General features: G+C 53.1%; 14 protein-coding genes. 2 read left to right on the forward strand and 12 right to left on the reverse strand.

What is annotated here, in order from left to right:
• Nucleotides 1-139: 139 nt before the first annotated feature.
• Nucleotides 140-3,118 (reverse strand): serine hydrolase domain-containing protein, encoded by a 2,979-nt coding sequence (locus C8N40_RS13200; protein WP_108212399.1) that lies wholly within the window; start codon nt 3,116-3,118, stop codon nt 140-142.
• A 320-nt stretch (nt 3,119-3,438) separates the two neighbouring features.
• Here C8N40_RS13200 and C8N40_RS13205 point away from each other — a divergent pair, with 320 nt between their 5' ends.
• On the forward strand, nt 3,439-5,019 hold the full coding sequence (locus tag C8N40_RS13205) for a glycoside hydrolase family 10-like protein (RefSeq protein WP_108212241.1): 1,581 nt from the start codon (nt 3,439-3,441) through the stop codon (nt 5,017-5,019).
• A 182-nt stretch (nt 5,020-5,201) separates the two neighbouring features.
• Here the strand turns inward: C8N40_RS13205 and C8N40_RS23130 are convergent, their stop codons facing one another.
• Genes C8N40_RS23130 through C8N40_RS13215 form a run of 3 tightly spaced genes read right to left on the reverse strand, consistent with a single transcriptional unit; the run spans nt 5,202 to nt 8,429 of the window.
• Nucleotides 5,202-5,903 (reverse strand): polysaccharide deacetylase family protein, encoded by a 702-nt coding sequence (locus C8N40_RS23130; RefSeq protein WP_342749975.1) that lies wholly within the window; start codon nt 5,901-5,903, stop codon nt 5,202-5,204.
• The gene (locus C8N40_RS13210) at nt 5,903-7,768 is read right to left on the reverse strand and encodes a glycoside hydrolase family 9 protein (protein WP_245905114.1); all 1,866 of its coding nucleotides are present in this window, start codon (nt 7,766-7,768) and stop codon (nt 5,903-5,905) included. The genes C8N40_RS23130 and C8N40_RS13210 overlap by 1 nt, the downstream gene beginning before the upstream one ends.
• Before the next feature lie 49 nt (nt 7,769-7,817).
• A complete protein-coding gene (locus C8N40_RS13215) occupies nt 7,818-8,429 on the reverse strand; it encodes a peptidoglycan recognition protein family protein (RefSeq protein WP_108212242.1) in 612 nt (203 codons plus the stop codon).
• A 201-nt stretch (nt 8,430-8,630) separates the two neighbouring features.
• Here C8N40_RS13215 and C8N40_RS13220 point away from each other — a divergent pair, with 201 nt between their 5' ends.
• Complete coding sequence (locus C8N40_RS13220) at nt 8,631-10,172, forward strand: glycoside hydrolase family 10-like protein (RefSeq protein WP_108212243.1); 1,542 nt, start codon at nt 8,631-8,633, stop codon at nt 10,170-10,172.
• An 86-nt stretch (nt 10,173-10,258) separates the two neighbouring features.
• Here the strand turns inward: C8N40_RS13220 and C8N40_RS13225 are convergent, their stop codons facing one another.
• The 8 genes from C8N40_RS13225 to pxpB form a co-directional block, all read right to left on the reverse strand.
• A complete protein-coding gene (locus tag C8N40_RS13225) occupies nt 10,259-11,026 on the reverse strand; it encodes a DUF4397 domain-containing protein (protein ID WP_108212244.1) in 768 nt (255 codons plus the stop codon).
• Between the two features lie 17 nt (nt 11,027-11,043).
• Nucleotides 11,044-12,708, reverse strand: coding sequence for a SusD/RagB family nutrient-binding outer membrane lipoprotein (locus tag C8N40_RS13230; RefSeq protein WP_108212245.1), 1,665 nt, complete (start codon nt 12,706-12,708; stop codon nt 11,044-11,046).
• A gap of 12 nt (nt 12,709-12,720) precedes the next feature.
• A complete protein-coding gene (locus C8N40_RS13235) occupies nt 12,721-15,831 on the reverse strand; it encodes a SusC/RagA family TonB-linked outer membrane protein (protein ID WP_108212246.1) in 3,111 nt (1,036 codons plus the stop codon).
• Between the two features lie 641 nt (nt 15,832-16,472).
• Nucleotides 16,473-17,228 (reverse strand): Mut7-C RNAse domain-containing protein, encoded by a 756-nt coding sequence (locus C8N40_RS13240; RefSeq protein ID WP_245905115.1) that lies wholly within the window; start codon nt 17,226-17,228, stop codon nt 16,473-16,475.
• Between the two features lie 101 nt (nt 17,229-17,329).
• Nucleotides 17,330-18,520, reverse strand: coding sequence for an NRAMP family divalent metal transporter (locus C8N40_RS13245; RefSeq protein ID WP_108212248.1), 1,191 nt, complete (start codon nt 18,518-18,520; stop codon nt 17,330-17,332).
• 6 nt (nt 18,521-18,526) lie between these two features.
• Complete coding sequence (locus C8N40_RS13250) at nt 18,527-19,288, reverse strand: LamB/YcsF family protein (RefSeq protein WP_108212249.1); 762 nt, start codon at nt 19,286-19,288, stop codon at nt 18,527-18,529.
• Nucleotides 19,285-20,298, reverse strand: a complete 1,014-nt coding sequence (locus C8N40_RS13255; protein ID WP_108212250.1) for a 5-oxoprolinase subunit C family protein — start codon at nt 20,296-20,298, stop codon at nt 19,285-19,287. The genes C8N40_RS13250 and C8N40_RS13255 overlap by 4 nt, the downstream gene beginning before the upstream one ends.
• Nucleotides 20,295-21,023: a 5-oxoprolinase subunit PxpB gene (gene pxpB / locus C8N40_RS13260; RefSeq protein ID WP_108212251.1), complete on the reverse strand. Its 729-nt coding sequence runs from the start codon at nt 21,021-21,023 to the stop codon at nt 20,295-20,297. Before pxpB ends, C8N40_RS13255 begins: the two co-directional genes overlap by 4 nt.
• Nucleotides 21,024-21,025: the final 2 nt, after the last annotated feature.

The raw sequence follows: 21,025 nt of genomic DNA on the forward strand, positions 1-21,025 counted from the left end.
ATCATCATCGGATTCTTAATTGCCTATCTGATGGCCTTCTAAACTAACCAAATTTTAATTGGCCCTCCAAAGTATAAACCCCACAAAAAAAGAGGCACCATTACTAGTGCCTCTTTTTGTTAAAGTATAAAGCAGCTGTTTATGGGTTGGTGCGCTGCGCTAATTTGCTTTTATCTATGGCATCGTATACCACCTGCAGCACATTGGTGCGGGTGTTCAACTGGCTCAGTTTCGGGTTCTCGCGGGTTGGGTTCACGCGGTTCGACAGGAACACGTACACCAGGTTGTTCACCGGGTCTACCCAAGCGTAGGTACCGGTAAAGCCCGAGTGGCCGAAGCTCTCAACCGGGGCGCTTGGTGCAGCGTTGCTGTTCTGCTGGCCTGGCTTGGCCGGACGGTCAAAACCTAAGGCGCGGTAGTTGCCCTGGTCACAGAACTGGCACTTACTGAACTGGCTCACGGTGTTGCCGCCAATGTAGGTCTGGCCTGCAAATTTACCGTCCTGCAAGTATAGCTGCATGAGTTTGGCCACGTCGTTGGAGTTGCCGAATAGTCCGGCATGGCCACTTACGCCGCCCAGCATGGCTGCGCCCTCATCATGCACATACGTATGCAGTAGCTGCTTACGGAAGTGCGGCTCATACTCTGTCGGTACAATCTGCTCCGACTTGTAGTACTTGTAAGGGTTAAACGTCAGCGTGGTCGCACCAATTGGTCTGTAAATTTTCTCTTTCAGGTACGTTTCAAAATCCTCTCCGGTGATGTTCTCCACCACCAGCGGTGCCAATATAAACGACAGGTCGCTGTACACATAGCCCGGCTTCTCGTTCAGCGGCGACTTGGCGATTTCCTTGTAAATCTTATCGGCATACTTGCGGTGGATGTACAGGTTATCGGCCACTTTTACCGGGAATCGGCGGGACGAATCGGCCTTGAAGGTGTCCCACTTAAATTTACCGTTTTTCTTCACCGTCTCTCTCCAGAACGCTATCCACGACTTCAGGCCTGCCTGGTGCGTGAGGATGTCGCGGTACCTGAGGTTCTCTTTGTTAGTGCCTTCCATCATCGGCAGGTACTCGCCCAGCGTGCGGTCCACATCGAAACGGCCCTCGCCGCTCAGCTTCATAAAAGCTGCCAGCGCTGTGCTAATCTTGGTCACGGAAGCCAGGTCGTAGAGGTCAGTTACCTGCACCGGGCGTTCGTTGTCATAAGTATGGTGGCCGAAGGCTTTGTGGTAAATCACCTTTCCATCTTTGGCAACGAGTACCTGCGCTCCGGGCGTCGCCTTCTCGGCAATCGCCTGCGCCACCAGCGAGTCAATGCCCGCTAAGTCAGCTGATCTCAGGCCAACGGCCTCCGGCATCGTATAGGCAAAGCGCAGACCGCCTTCTGTTCTCAGGCCATCGTCAATCCTAAAGAAATTGTTGATGGTTACCGGCAGTTTACCTTTCGCGCCAATGCCACCGAAAATCATCTGCGCGGTCAGGTCCTGCGTTTCAGGGGTTTCCTGGTAAGCGGCAATCACAGCATGTGCCTTGTCCAGGCTTTCCAGTTCTGCCAGGCTGTACACGTTGCCAAATACGCCCACAATGGTTGGTTTGGAGCGGATAAGGTCTTTGAGAAACAGGTTCATTTCGGCAGAGATACCGAAGTTGCTGCTGCCAGCCTTCAGGTTCAGCCTGTGCAGTCCGGCGATAACCAGGTTATACTCCTGCAACTGCTCTTTAAGGGCCATCAGTTCCGCTAATGAGGCAGTAGGCTGCAGGTAGAAGGTATCAACCTTGGTATAGCGCGACAGGCCTTTCTGGAAATCCGTTTCCTGCCTGGTGCCAATGGCAATCGCTGCTACTTTCAGGGTATCGATATTTTGGATAGGCAGGATGTTGTTCTTGTTGCGCAGCAGCGTGAGCGAGGCCTGTACCAACTGCTGGTTCAGGTACTTGGCGTGCGGGTTGTTCAGATCCTCCACCAGGTTCTCGATTTCCACCGGCTTATACTTGTCAAGCCCCAGCCACTGCTTGGCGGCCAGCACCTTACGGGCGCGGGCATCCACTTCTTCCTGCGTAATCTCTCCGTTGGCAATTGCTTTTTTAATTTCCTGGATGGTTGTCTTCACGTCCATCGTGTTCAGGAGCATATCGTTACCGGCCAACAGCGCCTTCACGTCCACAATCCCCGGCGGGTAATACTTAGCCACACCATCCATGTTCAGGGCGTCGGTAAACACCAGTCCCTGGTAGCCCATCTCCTTCTTCAGCAGGTCCGTTACGATAGGCTTCGAAAGCGTGGAGGCAAGGCTGTCGGTGTTGTCCAGCACCGGGATGTTCATGTGGGCCACCATCAGGCTGCCCAGTCCGTTTTTCATCAGCTGGCGGAACGGGTAAAGCTCCAGCGAGTCGAGGCGCAGTTTGGAGAAATGGATTACCGGCAGGCCGTAGTGCGAATCCACGTTGGTGTCGCCGTGGCCGGGGAAGTGCTTGGCGTTGGCCAGCACCTTCTCGTCCTGCATGCCGCGCATGTAAGCCATGGCCTTGCGGGTTACGTTATACTTGTCTTCGCCGAAAGAGCGGAAGCCGATTACCGGGTTGTTAGCGTTGTTGTTCACGTCCACCACCGGCGCGAAGTTTACGTGGATGCCCAAGCGGCGGCACTGGCGGGCAATCTCGGCCCCCATCTCATAGATGAGTTGCTCATCCTCGATGCCGCCCAAAGCCATCTGGTACGGGAAACGGATGGTGCTGTCGAGGCGCATGGCCAGGCCCCACTCCCCGTCTATACTGACCATCAGGGGCACCTTGCTTTCGCTTTGCAGGCGGTTGGTCATGTGTGCCTGGCGCACCGGGCCGCCCTGGAAGAAGATAAGCCCGCCTACTTTATACTTTGTCACCAGCCTGCTCACCGAATCCATGTGCGCCTGGTCTTTGTTGGAGTAGACAGGGATCATGATGAGCTGCGCGATGCGCTCTTCCGGTGTCAGGGTGTTAAACACAGAGTCCACCCAGGCCTGGTTGGCGTTCAGGAAAGGCGGATCAGTGGCCGGATTAAAGGTTTTGGCTATCGCTTTTTGAGTAGTGCTGCGGCGTGTCTTAGAGGTGCTCCTCTGAGCATCCGCATCCATCGCCCCAAACAACAGCAGGGCAATAAGGGTGAGCAAAAGATAGGAACGCTTTTTCAAGGTTTGTTAAGGGTTAGTGATTAGCATGTCAGAGGGTAAATTTAAACCTTTTATAAGAAAGGTGACCCATGTTATCACAGATTCTTACACCCTCCTCCTCCCGCTAAAATATAGTGCAAATTAAGCAGTTAATTTAAGCCGGATTATTTCCTAAATAACATCCTATTACTATATTTCGATAAAGTACAGCTTCAATCCCAAAAACTGCTTTTAGGAAAACATCAACTTAATAAAGTATAATACCATCTTAACCCTTACTGCTAATGCGTAAATTTTTACTCAAGTATTTCCTGCTACTTTTCGTGGGAGCCTCTGCTTCGTTCGCGCAGGCACAACAGCAGCCGCTGAAGCGTGAATTCCGCGCCGTCTGGATTGCCACCGTGGCCAACATCGACTGGCCGGGGCAGAAAGGCCTCTCGCCCGCCGTGCAGCAGCAAGAGTTTAAGTACATTTTAGACGAGCACCAGAAAAACGGGATGAATGCGGTAATAGTGCAAGTTCGCCCCGCCGCAGACGCCCTTTACCGCAGCAATTTGGAGCCCTGGTCGGAGTTTTTGAGCGGCAAACAGGGAGTGGCCACCAACCCGCCCTACGACCCGCTGCAGTTCATGCTCGATGAGGCCCACAAACGCGGCATGGAGTTTCATGCCTGGTTTAACCCCTACCGTGCCACCTTCGATGCCAAGGCGCAGGTAGCCCCGGACCACATCACCAAACGCAAGCCGGACTGGTTTGTGCAGTATGACGGCAAGCTGTTGTTTAACCCGGGCATCCCGGAGGTGCGCCAGTACATTACCAGCGTGGTGATGGACGTGGTGAACCGCTACGATATAGACGGAGTGCACTTCGACGACTACTTCTACCCTTACCCGGTGGGCAAACTGAAGTTCCCGGACGACAACACCTATGCTGCTTACAAAGGCCTTTTTACGAACAAGGACGACTGGCGCCGCTACAATGTGGATGAGTTGATAGCAGCTGTATCGGATAGTATAAACGCAGTGAAGCCGTGGGTAAAATTCGGCATCAGCCCTTCGGGTGTTTGGAAAAACCTGGCTGACGGCCCGGACGGCTCCGATACCCGCGCGGGTGCCCCGAGCTACACGGCCCTCTATGCCGATACCCGCAAATGGATGCAGCTGGGCTGGATTGATTACCTGGTGCCGCAACTGTACTGGCACATCGGCAACCCAGCCGCCGATTTTAAGACGCTGGTGGAGTGGTGGTCGCAGAACTCCTTCCAGCGCCACCTGTACATAGGACTGGGTGCTTATAAAATCGCCTCCGACCCTACCTACTCGGATTGGCACGACCCGAACCAGATGCCACGCCAGCTGCAGCTTACCAGGCACACCCCCAACATTACGGGCAGCGTGTTTTTCAGCTCCAAATCGGTGATGAGCAACCCGAATAACCTGCAGGATTCTTTGCGCACATCATACTATAAATACCCTGCCCTGCCGCCCGTGATGGCGTGGAAGAAAAGTGAGGAACTGGAGCCGCCGTTCTCCCTGAAGGCTCGCCAGACAGACAATGGGGTGCGCCTGCATTGGCAACACGACCAGAACGTGCGTTACTACCTGATTTACCGCTTCGAGAAAGCAGACATCTGGGAAACGCCTATCTGGAAACGCGCTTTCTGGGAGGATCGCAAGTGGAAGCCAGGTATAAATGACCTGAACAACCCGGCCAGCATCGTGGCCAAGGTCTTCGGCACCAACACTGTGTTCATCGACGAAACACCTCTGGAGAGCGGCAGGTATGTTTACGTGGTAACCGCCCTGGACCGCCAGCAGAACGAGAGCGAGCCTTCGCTACCGGTAACGGTAAAGTATAAATGGTAAAGCTGGAAAGGGATTTTGGAAAAAAGAGTTTTTAGACAAAGGACTTTTGAGGTATAGGTGCTAAGGTTCATTTATTTGTTTATACTTCAAGCTATTCTCCCCATACTTAACCTTATCAGTTTACCAAACCAAGAACAGCCGCTCTGGGAGCGGCTGTTCTTGGTTTATATACGCTATACTAACTAATTCAAAAGCGCATCGATAGTCACAAAACGGTACCCTTTGCCCTTTAGCTCAGCCAGCAGCGTATCCAGGCGATGGTAAAACTTGTCGGTGCGACGCGGGTCTGTGCCGATGTGCACCAAAAGTATAAAACCATTCAACCCATTTGGGTCTTTAGCTTCGTGCTCCAGGATGGAGCGATATACCTTTTCGGAACTGAGATACCTGCTGCCCATTTCCGGCCAGGTGTAGTCGGCGGTGGAGCGGGTGCCGGGGCTGAAGTTTACCAACTGCAACCCTTCCTGCGCCGTCCACTCCGTTATACTTTTGTTATACCACTCATAGGGCGGCAGAAAGTAGGGCGCATCCGCTTTTCGAACGCCAAAGGCAGCCATCCGCTCGTAATTCTTCCGCAGATCCTGGCGAAACTGCTCCTGCGTCACCAGCAGGCTGTCGCGTTTGGTCCAGTCGCAGTAGAGCAGGTGCTCGTCGGAGTGGGCACCCAGGTAATGCTTCTCCCTAGCAAGCTTTTTTAACAGGGGCTTAAAAGCCGGATTCCGGTAAAAGCGCCCAGTCAGGAAGAACGAGGCTTTTACCTGCTGCTCCCGTAGCGTCTTTGCAATTACCTCCCCACCGTCCGCGTACTCATCACCCGTAAAAACCAGTGCTATACTTTTGATTGTAGTATCGCCCCGGATAATGGCCCCATGCGCGTCCCGGATTACTTTTTTGCCTGCGCCCCCTCCCGTGCGCTGTGCTCCTTGGCTGCGAGCAGGTAAATGAGCGAGGCAGTTCCGTCCATGGTTGGCTCATTGGTAGAGTAGTCGCCGAAATCATCGTGGTATACTACCAGGTCGGACTGAAATGCAGCATACTCATCCGGCTGCTCGAGCTTAATGCCAATCAGGTTTTTATAGATGCTGCCGTACACCGGACCGTCCACCAGGCCGCCATCCAGTGGCATCTGGTGCAGGAAGGTCAGTGCAGAGTGCGGGTCTTCGGGCGTGTCGCCATGGTCAGGTAACCCAAACACCATGCTGGTGCCCCACGGATTCGCGCCAAACAGCCAGTCGATGTTGGCCTGCTCCAGCTCGGCATAGGTCTCATCCCCACTGAGGGTGCGGTAGAGGTAGCTTTGGATAGCGAAGGAGGTGGTCAGGTTATTCGAGCACCAGATGAACGGAACCCCGCGGTAAAAGGCGTTCTTCTTTGCTTTCGCATATACACGCTCGATGCCTTCCTTGTAAAAGCCTAGCAGCTCAGCCTTTTTAGCTTCGTCGGCCTTTTTAGCTAGCTCATAGTGCCCGAAGTTGTGGAAGGGATACCACTGGTAATGGCGGGCCGTGTCGGCACCCATCCAGGGGGTTACCTTTTCCTGCAGCCCGTAAGTATAGGCCTGAGTGAAGTACGTTTGGTCCCCGGTTAGCTGATGCAACGCGGCCGCTCCTAATTGCATGTCGTCTACCCAGTTATCCTCCTCGTAAAAGTATGGCGCACGGTTTGGAGCGGTCTGGGCTACACCCGGCTTAGCCAGCCCAAGCTTGTAAGCCGATTGGGCTTTTTTGCTGTATAAGTCCGCCAGGGCTTCATCCTTGCCACTGTAGATCTGAGCTCCCAGGGCGAAGGCGCTGGCAAATTTACCAGCCGTGGAGGCTGCACCTGTCGCCCTGTTTTTATACTTGCCCAGCCCCTGCGGCTCGCCGGTTACAAAGTATACGGGGCGCGCTTTACCTGGCCCCATGCCGTAATCAACATCGTCTTTGGTCGGAAGGCGCAGCCCCTGGTGGTCGCGGTCGTCAGCCAATTGATTGAAGAGCCAATCTTCCCGCGGGTGCATTTTGGTGAGCCAGGTCAAGCCCCATTTCGCCTCATCCAGCACATCGGCCACGCCGTTGCTTCCCTCCAGGCCATTGTCCTGGTGATCGTCGCCGAACACGTCAGGGAAATCGCGATAGGCGGCTAGCAGGTGGTAGGTCGCGTTGGCAGAAGTAGTCGAATATTGCAGGTAATCGGAGGCATCGTGCCAACCACCTGACACGTCGATGAGGGTACTGTCCGGCATCGGCCCGTACATGGTATAGCCATCGTGCACGTGGCAGGAGTCTTTGAGGTAGGGGTTAAAGCCGCTGCGCTGCTGGCGCATGTAGCGGAGCGTAAAGTCTGCGGTGCCTTCATACACATCGGCCGCTACCCTGAAAACCGGCGACGTAGCGCCGCCTGCCTTGATGTAGTAGGTGCCTGGCGCTGTAAAGGAAGTGAAGTTAAGGCGGTACGACTCCGTGAAAGGACCGTAGGCCCCGAATGCCTCCCCGGCCTCGCCTTTAAACACCACCTTGTCGGTAGAAGCGTCTACCAGCTCAAAACGGCGCAGTTTTTCCTGGCCCTTGCTCACCCACACCGCCACCTTGATGCCAGAGGGCGTGTACCCCAACTGGTTGATGCGCACCCAGGCGCTTGCCTGTCCCGAAGCGGCCTCGTCAGTGCCCTTATACTTTGTTTGCGCGCAGCCCACTAGGCCCAAACCGCCGGATGCTGAAACGAGGGCCGCCAAGGCCAGTGCTTTAAGTGTTTTCTTTTGTATCATCATGCAGAAATTAAAGCTCGGTTTTTAAAGTATAAAATCAGGAAATGAACGGTTACTTGTTCCTTGCCACCAACTCCCTGAAATGCGGAAGCATGTCATAGAGCCCCTTGCCCGGGCACTGGGTCTGTGCAAAATCCAGGTGGCCGCCCAAGCTGTCTGCCGGAATGTTATAGCGTTTTGCCAGGGCAGGCACCAGCCTGTTCAGCGTTTTCATTTGCGCCGAGGTGATAGGCTCCTCCTCAAAGTTTCCCTCCACTACTACCAGCAGGTGACCAGCCGGATCGTAGGAAGTATTGGAGTCTCCTGCATAACCTAGGTCTCTTCCTTCTGCCACCTGGCCGTGGCAATCAATGTACATATGATAAGGTATATCAGCCCACTGCGGCTTGGTTCTGCCATCCCATAGCAAGCTTTCCTCCTGCGAAAACTTCTGCAAGGCCCGCATCTTATCGGTTAAGGTTCTGTGGGGCAGCTGCTTAGTGGCTGTGTGGTGGATGGTTAGGCGCGTGAGGGTATGGCTGCGCATGGGCAACACCGGTGCATTCGCCCCCCAAGCCTCGCGGGAGAGAAAAGCGATGTCGCCAGCTACGGCCTGCTGCGAGGCGGGGCGCTGGCAGCCCAGCAACAGCACAAGTATAAACGGGAGCAGGAGGGTGTATTTCATAGGTTAAGCAGGAGGTGAGGCACGGGTTTAATACTTTGCTCCGCGCTCAGTGATAGTAATTTAGCATTGCTAATATACAATATCCATTATATATTGACAATTAAACACTGATGCACTAACCTATACTTCTGAGATTTCTTTCGCACGGCGATCTGCCACAGATAAACCAACTCATAACCAACCTATCTTTAACCAACACCCATGAAAAAACTTTTTATACTTTGCCTCTTTCTACTAAGCTTTCCGGCTTTGGAGGCTTTCTCCCAATCCACCACGCCGAAGCGCGAGTTCCGGGCGGTCTGGATTGCCACGGTGGCCAACATCGATTGGCCAAGCCAGCCGGGCCTTTCCTCGGTTATTCAGCAAGAGGAGTTTAAGTACATTCTGGATGAGCACCAGAAGAACGGCATGAATGCGGTGGTGGTACAAGTGCGCCCCACCACAGACGCGTTCTACCGCAGCGACAAGGAACTGTGGTCGCACTGGCTCTCCGGAACACAAGGCAAAGCGCCCAACCCTCCCTACGATCCGCTCGCTTTCCAGATTGCCGAGGCCCATAAGCGCGGCATGGAGTTCCATGCCTGGTTTAACCCCTACCGCGCCTCCCACGACACCATCATTGCTAACCTCAACCCCAACCACATCACCCAAACCAAGCCGGAATGGTTTATACAGTATGGCGGCAAACTATACTTTAAACCTGGCCTCCCGGAAGTTCGTGAGTATATCACCGGCATTATCATGGATGTGGTGCGCAACTATGAGGTAGACGCCATTCACTTCGACGACTACTTCTACCCCTACCCTACGGCCGAGCCTTTTCCGGATGATGAGGACTTCGAAAAGTATGGCGCAGGCTTTGCCAGCAAAGACGACTGGCGCCGCTATAACGTGGATGAGGTTATCAAGTCCCTCTCCGATAGTATAAAAGCGGTGAACCCAAGGGTTAAATTCGGCATCAGTCCTTTCTCCATCTGGCGTAACAAAACCGCAGAAGACACGCGCGGCTCTGACACCAAAGGCGGTCTCACGAACTACGACCACCTGTACGCCGATATCCGGGGCTGGCTTGAAAAAGGCTGGATAGACTACAACGTGCCGCAGCTATACTTCCACATCGGATACGATGTGGCTGACTACGCCAAGCTGCTGGACTGGTGGAGCAAAAATAACTTTGGCAAGCACCTCTACATTGGCCAGGGCACCTATAAGGTCAACAGCGACCGAAGGTTTAGGGAATGGTCTGATCCCCTGGAAAATGGCCGCCAGCTTCGCCTGAACCGAAGTACGCCTAATGTGCATGGCAGCGTGTTCTTCAGTTCCAAATCGGTAATGAGCAACCCGAACGGCGTACAGGACAGCCTGCGCCAGGACTTTTACCGCTTGCCTGCGCTGGTTCCCACCATGGCCTGGATTGACGCTATTGCCCCGATGGCCCCGGAGGCGTTGGAGGCTAAAAGCACGCACGAAGGCGTGTACCTGAACTGGAGCCCCTCCAAGCCTGCCTCCGACGGCGAAACCGCCCGTTACTACGTGGTATACCGATTCCCGAAAAACCAGCAGCCGGACTTCGATAACCCCGAAAATATCGTTGCTAAAGTATACAAAGACACCCTGCACTACCTCGACCGGGACGTGAAACCAGGCAGGCGCTATACTTACGTCGTAACGGCGCTAGACCAGATCCAGAATGAAAGCGCACCCACGGCGAGGGTAAAGGTGAAAGGGAAGAAGCTGTTGTAGGCGGTTAGCAGTTTACGGCTTTATCATAAACAAAAAAGCCGCTCAGATGAGCGGCTTTTTTGTTTATGATAGGTTTTAGGGATTGATTATCTGTCTCTAATCAGCAGAGAGCCTGCTGCAGTAGCAAAGTCGCCGCGAACGATGAGCGTATACACACGGCCCGCAATTGGTGAAAAGCTAGCAGACTTCAGCACAACTGGTCCTTCTGCACCTTCAAGAGTTAGCTCCACCACGTAGCTGCCCTGGGCGTCGATAGCCACATAGTCAGTCTGTCCTTTATAGGATACATCATTGCCAATGGAAGTTCTTGTTTCAGCGGTTTCTGAAGTTGCGGTACGCACAACAACAGCATCAAGTGCAGAAGGAGCATTTTCGGCCACATTGACAACGCGAATGTAGCTTCGGGAATAATTCGCCTCCGGCATTTTGCTCTCAACCAGTAGTGTTTCATACGGTTCGGCTAAACCCAGCAGAAACGCTGTGTAATGTCCGCCTTCAGCTAGAGCCACGTTTCCTTGTGCTACCACTGCCCCACCCGCAGCTGCCGGGCTTATGGCCTGCAGGTTATGTGTTCCGGCTGGCACATTGGAATACCCAAAACTGGATGGGAATACAGAAGTAGTGGTGAAACTCAATCCCTGCTCTTCCCCACTTGCGGTAGGGGCCAAGCCAGATATTTTGCTGCTATTCAGGTAAAAGTTAACAGCAGGTGCAGTAGGAGACGTATGCGCAAACTTGATGAAAGCACCACCCTGTACAGGGTTATTGTGATCCTCAATCGCGTTCTCCTCACAAGCGCCCAGCATCAGGCCGGCTGCCAGCACTAAAAAGGATTTATATAGTATGTTCTTCATAATAATCTACTTTACATTTACTTGCTAAACCACATTTCAACCGTATGGTAATCTGGCGCCAGGCCACCAATCTTCTCCAGGGAAGCCACGTTCCACATATACTCTGAGTTGTAGCGAGGGCGGAAGCGGTAGGCAGGCTTGCCTTGGTTCTGGCCAAAGAGCGGATTCGGCAGCACGAAACCAGCAAACACGTTATTGTCCGGGTTGTCGTCAATGGTGCCGTCTTCGTTTGCAATGTAATCATACCTTCTCAGGTCAGACCATGTCTCAATGAAGCCCCAGCCAAACTGCGCGATATATTTCTGCAGCATAATCTTCTGCAGGGTAAGGCCCTCTGCAGTGGTAGGCATCAGCTCCTCACTGGCCAGGTACTTGCTACGACGCTGCTCAAATACAGCCACCTCATCCTCCGGAGTAGAAGAGTCGTTTGTAACAAAGGTTTTCACAAAGTCCATGTGAGCCATTACTCCCTTGGTGTAGGCATCCAATGCGGTAGGCTTATCACCTTTGATGTAGGCCGCTTCTGCTTTAATGAACTGCAGTTGCGAGAATGTCATCAGCGGGAATCGTGCGTTGTTGCCAAACAGGTACTTGTTAGGCGTAGTGGCAGGCACGTTATCAGAGGCTGTCGCCCATAGGTTGCGTGGCCGCTCGTTGGCAACAGTATACTCTGTTACACCGATACCAGGCGTAACGCCACGGTATTTGCCGTCGTTAGCCGGAGCCAGCAACACTGGCAGGCGCGGGTCCTTTAGGCTTTCACCTGCAAAAACAGGATCGGTTCCGGCAAGAGCAGGATCTTTAAGCGCAGGGTTTGTTCCATCCAGCAGGCTTACAATAAACTTAGACTGGCGGTAGATGTTCAGGTTACCGCGTCTAGGTCCGAAGAAGTTTGTATCGTTGCTCACAGCCCCTTCGAAACGTACCGAAGCATCATCGCCATTACTGCGAAGTGCCTTGTCTACATACTCGATCACTTTATCCGGACTGAAGGTAGACTTGTTCGTTAAACGGCTTTCGTTGATGGCAAGCAGGCCATATGCAAAGCGAAGCCATTTGTCGCGGTCGCCATTGTAAATCAGATCTCCCTGAGCCAGTGTAGAGCTACCCACTTTTCCATCGGTACGCTCCAGGTTCTGGATGCCCAGCTGCGTCAGGCGTCTTACCTCTTCGTACACAAACTCCTGAGAGTCGTAGTCGAAAGTAGTACGGCCTGGCTCAAAAGCCTGCTTCACAATGATCTCTCCGTGGTAATCGGTTAGCAGCTGCCAACCAAAGGCACGCAGCACATACCCTACGCCCACAAAGTCCCAGCGCTCTTCCTCTTCTGCCTTGTTGATCATGTCCGTTAGGTTCTCACCCATCGTCCAATATACCGAACGCCATAACTGTCCTGCGGCATCGCTACCGGCAACATAGCCATGGCGATCCCATGTGTTGTTAACATCACGGTAATTCCAGTTCTGAATGTAGTTGCCCAGGTAGCGTGAATCAAACTGAATACCCAGGGCTAGATCAGACTGTATTGACGGCAAGTATAAATGCGGGGCTACTACCTGATCAGGACCATTAGGGTTTGTATTAACGTCCAGGTAGCTATCACAGCTTGTGGTAGCCAGTGTGCCTACTGCAAACAGGGAGGCACATACTATCTTTTTAAAGTAATTATATTTCGTTCTCATGATAGATCTTAATTAGAAGCCTAATCTTACACCGAAGTTCACACCAATTGGCATTGGGAAGTTGCCATAGTCGAAGCCAACCCCGCCACTACCGCCAACTGCTGCTGAGTTTCCATTAACCACAGGGTCCAGGCCAGAGTAGTTAGTGATAATAAATAGGTCGGTCGCTGTAACGAACACGCTGCCAGCCTTAATGAACTTGGTGCGGTTCAGCAGATTAGAGTCAAAGTTGTAATTCAGGGTGACATCGCGCAGACGCATCCAGTTGATATCCTTCTCGATGAAGTTGATTTCTGGAAGGCCATAAGTAGTAGACCAGAAGTTAGGGTCACGGGATGGGTCGATTACTCGGGTATTTACCGTTGGGGTTGCAGAGTTCTCTCTGCCATCCTTCAACACACCTTCAAAAACAACCGGTGTCTCACGATCCAGCGTTCTGGTGCTCAGACCACGGGCAGTCAGGAAGTGCTCTGTGCCGTTGTAGATATCGCCACCTTTTCTGAAGTCGAGCAGGAAGCTAAGAGACATGTTCTTGTAGGTAAACGTGTTAGTCAGACCTACCGTGAAGTCAGGCTGTCTGTCACCCACCACTACCCACTCAGAAAGGTTGCGGAGCGGATAGCCTGTGTTCGGATCAATCAAAATCTGACCGGCATCGTTACGCTGGTAGTTAAAGCCAGTCAGTGTTGTCAATGGGCCTCCAATCACAGAACCGTTACGCACGTTGCCGTACAGCCAGGTATCAGACATGTAGAACTCGTTTACACCAGTTGGCAGGGAGATAAGCTCACTCCACAGGTGCGTAAAGTTTGCCAACACATCCCAAGTGAAGTTTGAGCTAACCACCGGGGCAGCGTTAAACTGTAATTCTATACCTTCAGTTCTCATTTTACCGGCATTAAACGCCTGCAGAATGAAGCCTGTAGCATAGCTCAGACGCATATCCTGTACAATCTGATCTTCTGATAGCTTGTTGAAGTAAGTCGCGTCAATGCCGATGCGGTTGTTAAAGAACTTCAGCTCCGTACCGAATTCGTAAGAGGTTGTCATCTCAGGGCGAAGATTCGGGCTAGGTCCGGTGAAGCCATATCCAAAGCCACCGCCTGTAGTTGGTTTAGGCTCCAGAAACGCACGGATACTATAAGGGTTGGCATCCTTACCTACCTGTGCCCACGAACCGCGCAGCTTACCGTAGCTCAGCACATTGTTAATAGCACGAAGCGGCTCAAGCTCGGTGAAGATAAAGCTGGCGCCAACAGATGGATAGAAGAACGACCTGTTCTGCACAGGCAGCGTGGAGCTCCAGTCGTTACGGCCGGTTACCGTAAGGAAGAAGATGTTGTCGTAATCCAACGTCAGGTTACCGAAAACACCTACACGGCGACGCTCAGATAGACGGTTGCGGCCACGGTGCGTCGTGTTGTCCGTGTTCTCGATGGAGTACAGGTCCGGGGCCAGGAAGCGCTCTCCTGTAACAGCCTGGGTATAAGTTTCCTGTGAGTAAACAGCGCTACCAACCTTCAGGTTAGCGTTCAGCTTGCTTCCGAAGAAAGAGCGATCAGCCTCGCCATAGTACTGCAGGTTAAAGTTTCTGCTGTTATCGAGCGACTGGTCAAAGATACCACCACGAGAGAAGCCATAGGCAGACTCCGGGTGGCGCACCATGGTAATTTTACCGGAAGAGAAGTCAAAACCAGCATTACCTACAAAGCGCAGCCAGTCGGTTGCCTCTATGCTGATGCGGGCGTTTGTGATATAACGGTTGTTTAGGTTGTTGATCGTGTTCTTATTTACGTTAAAGAACGGGTTCTCAATCTCATTATCCCCTGTGGAATAGAACCTGCGCTCGCCATTAGGAGTCAGGTAGATGCTCGCATCGTCCGTGCTTGGCCAGGCAAGCAGTCCCAGCAGCGGGCCTCCCGCACCTTTAAAGGCAGAGTTGTTATCAGTATAAGTATAGGCAAATGTCAGATCAGCCGAAATATACTTGTTCATTTCTGCAGTAACTGCAGAGGACAGGTTAAACTTGGAAAGGTCTGTACCTGGCACAAAACCTTCCTGATCGGTATAACCGGCAGAAATACGGTAGGTCGCCTTATCGGAGCCGCCGCTCATCGCCACGTTGTGCTTTTGAGTAAAGCCGTTTTGGAAGAAGTTGTCTATGTTATCATAGAACTGGGTTCCTTCCGGATAGCGACCACCAAAGTATGAAGTAGCCTGTCCGCTAGCGTCCGTTACACCGTTGTCGCCACGGCCGTACACCTGCTGAATTTCTGGATACTTATTAATGCGCTCTACTCTAAAGCTGTTGTTATAGTCGATGCGCGGGGCACCGGACTTACCTCTTTTCGTAGTGATTACAACTGCACCAGAAGCGGCGTCAATACCATACAGAGCTGATGCCTCAGGGCCTTTCAGGATGGTGATGCTCTCAATATCTTCCGGATTAAGGTCAGCGGCTCGGTTGGTGAAGTCAGAGGATCTGTTGTTAAGCGACGTGGCAGAAACAGCAGTAGAGGCAAATGCGCTTGTGTTGAAGGTGCTGTTGCTGATTGGCAGACCATCTACTACGAACAAGGGCTGGTTGCTACCGCTAAGTGAGGACACGCCACGAATCATGATAGATGTAGAGGCACCTGGCATACCTGAGGTAGTATTTACATCAACACCAGCTACACGACCCGCCAAGCCATTCACGAAGTTCTCGCGCTGCGTTTGTGCAATGGTAGCGCCTTTAACCTCGGTTACGGCATACCCCAGGGCCTTCTTCTCCTGCTTAATACCAAGAGCGGTTACGACCACCTCATCCAGTGTCTCGTTGTCAGCCTGCAACGCAATATTGATCGACGTTGCATTGCCAACAGTACGCTCAACAGGCTTCATACCAATAAAGGAGAAAACAAGTACATCTGTACCCTCCAAATTGTTAATAGAGTATTGTCCGGCGGCATCTGTGACAGTTCCGCGCGACTTACCCTTTACGGTAACAGAAACACCCGGGAGCGCAATCCTGTCCTCGGCGGATGTTACTGTTCCACTTACAGTTCTGCCCTGGGCAAAACCCTCTGCATGTAGCAGGAGCATGCAGAGCCCCCACAAAATACATCGTAAATAGTTCTTCATGTTTATGATAGGTTGTTATTTGGGGGGTGAAGATATATAATCTTTTATATTCTATGCTACTATTCAAAAGAATTTATCATTTCTGAATAGATTTTTAAGCCTAAAATGAGTGTGCTATCACCTCTCTTAACACCTCATTAAATCGAATGCAAAACATTTACCTACAAGCGATTACAGCATAACAAAAGATACCCTATAGGCAAAGTAAGCAACTACCCACTACCGCTACAACCTTATTGAGGGGGTACTTTTTCAGCCACCCATACTCAATATATTACAATTTTAAAGCATGATAGAAGCTACTGTCCGCAAACGTATGCGGAACCTGTAAAGGCAGCTGCATATAGAGATGTTACAATCTGGCACCTTACTAAACTAAGTTTAGACAGTGATAACCCTACTCTTTATAATATGAATACAATGCATCAGAAATGCAGCAATAAAAGAGGGACACTGGAGATGCAGCAGAAACAGGTGAATAAAATAACATTTCGAGCTCTTGGCTTATAAGAAAAAGCGGCAGTAGTATAAAAAATTTGATGTTGGAACACCATCTCACCACAAGTAATCTTTAGAAAGGCAAAGGTTCCCTTTAAAAATGGCCATAATTGTTAAAGGTAGCTTGAAATTAGCGGCTGGTCTCAGGAGCGACTGATTCTGGTTACAAATTCTTGCATTCGCTCATAATGCGAGCCTTTCCAGTACACGCGGCTACAGGAGGGGCAGCGGTAGAATTCCTCGAAGTATAGCTTGGTCTTGGGTGGCAGTTGTTCCAGCACCTCTTCTTTGCGTACCTGCTGTACCGGCACGTTGCAGGCCAGGCAGCGGGCAAAGGGTCGGAAGCTGGGCTGCAGGCTATAGCGCCGGATTACCTCCTCCAGTTGCTCCTCCGTGTGCTGGGATCGAAGCCAGTAGCCCCAGGTGATGCTTTTCTGCTTCAATAGCCCCACATCGCGCGTCAGCACCACGCGCTCCTCTGCGACCGCGATGCGGGCAATGGCGGCATCGGCAAGGTCAGTCTGGTAGTGGGTATCAAGGCCGAGCATGCGCATACTTTTGGCCAGCGTGCCCAAGTGCACATCCAGTACAAAGCGGTGCGGGGGCGGGTTTTTCTCCTCCATCGTATAACCAGCCGGCCAACTCCTCCCCGTTTCCACCGGGTATACTTCTACCACGTCACCTTCCTGCAGCAGGTATGAAAAAGCAACCGGCTTGTGGTTTACCAGTATCACATCCACCTCCGGGTGTGGCACGCCTAGTGCTTCGATAGAATCCTTAATGGCCGGCGTCCCATTGAAAGTATAATGTATAGCGCTCCCTCGCCGGCGCTTGGGCAGAAAATTATTCAATGACCCATGGAAACGAAAAGTAGCGGTTTGCCCCTGCTGCATGCTCATACTTTGGTTGTACGGCGGGATGGTTGTTCGTTGTTCGTTGTTAGTTATTCGTTATTAGATAATGATAAAATTTAATCGCACTGATAACTAACAACCAGCAACTAGTAACTAAACAACTTAGGCAGTTGCTGTAGCAACGTATATCCACTCAGGTAGGCCATCACCAGCACCACCAGTACCCCAAAAACAGTAAGCAGCGGCGGGTGGCGGTAGGCACCCATGATGCCGGGTTTATAGGCAGCCACAAGTATAACCGCCAGGGTGAGCGGCAGAATGAGGCCGTTGAGGGCGCCGGCAAGTATAAGCAGGCGCACAGGCTGACCAATGGTGACGAAAATAGCCGTGGAGACAAGTATAAATCCGATGATGACCCAGTTTTCATACTTTCTGATAACGCTGCTGAACGACTTAATAAAGGTCACTGACGTATAAGCCGAGCCAACAATAGAGGTAACCGCCGCCGAGAGCATCACCACCCCGAAAAGTTTGTAGCCCACCTCCCCTGCGGCCAACCGGAAAACGGAAGCAGGCGGATTAGCTGTATCCAGCGCCAACCCCTTGCTCACCACCCCAAAGGCAGCCAGGAAAAGTAAAACACGGATAACAGAGGCCACCCCAATTCCCATCACAGCGCTGGTGTTTACCTGCTGTAGCGATGCCTTCCCTTTTATACCGGCGTCCAGCAGGCGGTGGCCTCCGGCAAAGGTGATGTAACCACCCACGGTACCTCCAACCAGCGTTACAATCGCCAGCATGTCCACCTCATCGGGCAGAAAAGTTTTGGTAACAGCCTCCCCAACGGGCGGCTCCGAAACAAAGGCCACGAACACGATCAGCAGGATCATCAGAAAGCCCATGACTTGCGCAAAACGGTCCATCACTTTGCCCGCTTCACGTACCAAAAATACTCCAATGGCCATGGCAGCGGCAAGTATAGCCCCGGTTTCGGGGGAGATGCCCAGCAGCACGTTAAAGCCAAGCCCGGCGCCGCCCACGTTGCCGATGTTAAAAGCCAGCCCACCCAGCACAATCAGAAAAGAGATGAACGCGCCCAGTCCCGGCAGCACCAGGTTGGCAATATCCTGCGCCCGCCGCTCCGACACGGCAATCACCCGCCACACGTTCAGCTGCACGCCAATATCAAGTATAACAGAGACCAGTATAACGAAGCCAAAGCTGGCCGCCAGTTGCTGCGTAAACACAGTGGTCTGCGTCAGGAAGCCGGGGCCAACGGCAGAGGTCGCCATCAGGAAAGCCGCCCCCAGCAGCACGCTCCGGTTCTTTTGCATCATACTTTCTTAGAGAGCTGAAATGAGAATTCCTTCCGATAGGAGACGCTCGCGGATGAGGCGGGCAAAGGGCAGTGCGTGCGGGCCGTCGCCGTGGATGCAGATGGTATCGGCCATTATACTTACCTCCGTTCGCTGCTGCGACTGCACCTTGCCTTCTTTTACCATGCGCAGTACTTGTCGAATAGCCTGCTCCGGATTGGTAATGAGTGCATCTGACTGACGGCGAGGTGTAAGCGTGCCATCAGCCTGGTAAGTGCGGTCGGCGAAAACCTCGCTGGCAATTCGCAGGCCATACTTCTCCCCTGCCTTTACAAGTTCGCTGCCGGCCAGGCCGTAAAGTATAAGCTGCTCATCCAGCCTGGCTACTGCCTCAGCAATGGCTTCGGCCAATGTGCCATTGGCAGCAGCCATGTTATACAGCGCGCCGTGCGGCTTCACGTGGTGCAGCGTGGCTCCTTCCGCCTTAGCAAAGCCCATCAGCGCCCCCACCTGGTACACTACCATGTCGTATACTTCCTCGGCCGATACCGCCATCTCTCTCCTGCCAAAGCCTACCAAATCGGGCAGGCCCGGATGAGCGCCAATGGCCACCCCTTTCTCCAGCGCAAGGCGCACCGTTTTTTTCATGGTGGCCGGGTCGCCGGCATGGAAGCCGCAGGCAATGTTGGCTGAGCTGACGTAGGTGAGCAGCCCGCTGTCGTTGCCTAGGCGCCAGGCCCCGAAGCTTTCGCCCATGTCGCAGTTCAGGTCTACGGTAAGTTGGCTCATACTTGATTTAGCTTGTTGTGTATCGCCTGCTGCAGGGCAAGCATGGTTTTTTCCTGCTGATAATAGCGTTGCTGCGCCTGCTCCAGGCTTACTTCCTCAAACTGAATGATGCCGCCGGGCTGCACCTGCGCCAGTTTAGGCAAATCGGCCGTAATGACCTGCGCGATTCTGGGATAGCCGCCGGTGGTCTGGCTGTCGGCCATGAGGATAATCGGGTCGCCGTGTGGTGGCACCTGCACCGTGCCGAAGGTAACGGCGGTGGAGAGCAGATCCCGCTTCTCCTCCAGCGCCAGCGCGGTTCCCTGCACCTGGTAGCCCATCCTGTCGGACTGCGCGGTAAGTTTATACTTTTGTTGCCAGATGTATTCCCGGCTGTTCTCCGAAAACCAATGATACTCCAGCCCGGGCATCGCACACAGCACTGGGTTTGGCTCATACTTGGGCAAAAGCTCCGGCTCGGGCCACCAGCTGGCCTCGGTAAATTCTGCCTCCTTTTTGGCCTGCATCAACAGCGCGCTCAGCACTAATTTATTCGTCTCAGAGGTCTCGCCAACGTATAGAACATCGTCCTTTTGAAGCGCCCTTCCCTCCAGGCCACCCATGCCAGCGCGCAGGTAAGTCGAGCAGCTGCCCATTACCTGCGGCACTTTTATACTTCCGGCCACGGCCAGGTAAGCATAGTTGCCATAAGCGGGTTTGCCAAAACGAAGGATACATCCGGCTTTCACCAGCACCGGCCGCCACAGCCGCACCTGCGCCCCGTTTATATTTGCAGACAGGTCGGCGCCGGCCAGTGCAATGACCTGGTCCTGCTCAAACCGGAGCGCCGGCCCCTGCATGGCCAGTTCCAGCGCGGCTGCGTTTTCGTGGTTGCCCACCAGGAGGTTAGCAATGCGCAGCGCGAGTTTGTCCATGGCACCGCCCACTACCACGCCCTGGCGCTGGTGTCCGAAGCGCCCGAAATCCTGCACTGTGGTCAGCAAGCCGGGCTTCAGTACTGTTATACTCATGCCTGCTCCTCCTTTCTCGACAAGAAATCAGCCTCTGTGATGGGCACAAAGCGCACTCTATCCCCGGCCTGCAACAGGCTCGGCTCCTGCCGGGAAGGGTCGAAAAGCCTGAGCGGGGTGCGCCCGATTAACTGCCAGCCGCCAGGAGTAGTGATAGAATAAACGCCTGTTTGCGCCCCGGCGATACCCACGCTGCCGGCAGGTATACTTTCCCGGGGCTTAGCTTTTCGGGGAGTAGCAATACGGGCATCCATGCCGCCCAGGTAAGGGAAGCCGGGTGCAAAACCAATCATGTATACCTGGTAGCTGCCCTGGCTGTGGATGCGGATGACCTCCTCTATACTTAACCCGGCCTGCTCCGCAACTTCCTGCAAGTCCGGACCAAACGTGCCTCCGTATACTACCGGAATCTCCACCACCCGCGCTGGTGCTGCCGCCGTAACAGCCGCCTGCTCCACGAGTATCTCCAGATGCCGCACCACTTCGCTATAGGCATCCGTTGTGCCCTGTTGACTCAGTTCCCAGGGGTCATAATACACCGTGAGCGTAGTAAAGGCCGGCACAAAGTCCACCAACCCGCGAAAAGGCTGCTGCTCCAGCAGGTGCGTCACTGCACGGATACGCTGATGAATCGCAGGGCTAATCTCCTCCCCGAACTGCAGCACCACGGCGCTATCGCCGAGGGGAGACAGAAACAAGGAGGGATGTAGAGCGGGTTGCGGCATAG

This window comes from Pontibacter mucosus (assembly GCF_003054055.1).
GTDB classification, from domain to species: domain Bacteria; phylum Bacteroidota; class Bacteroidia; order Cytophagales; family Hymenobacteraceae; genus Pontibacter; species Pontibacter mucosus.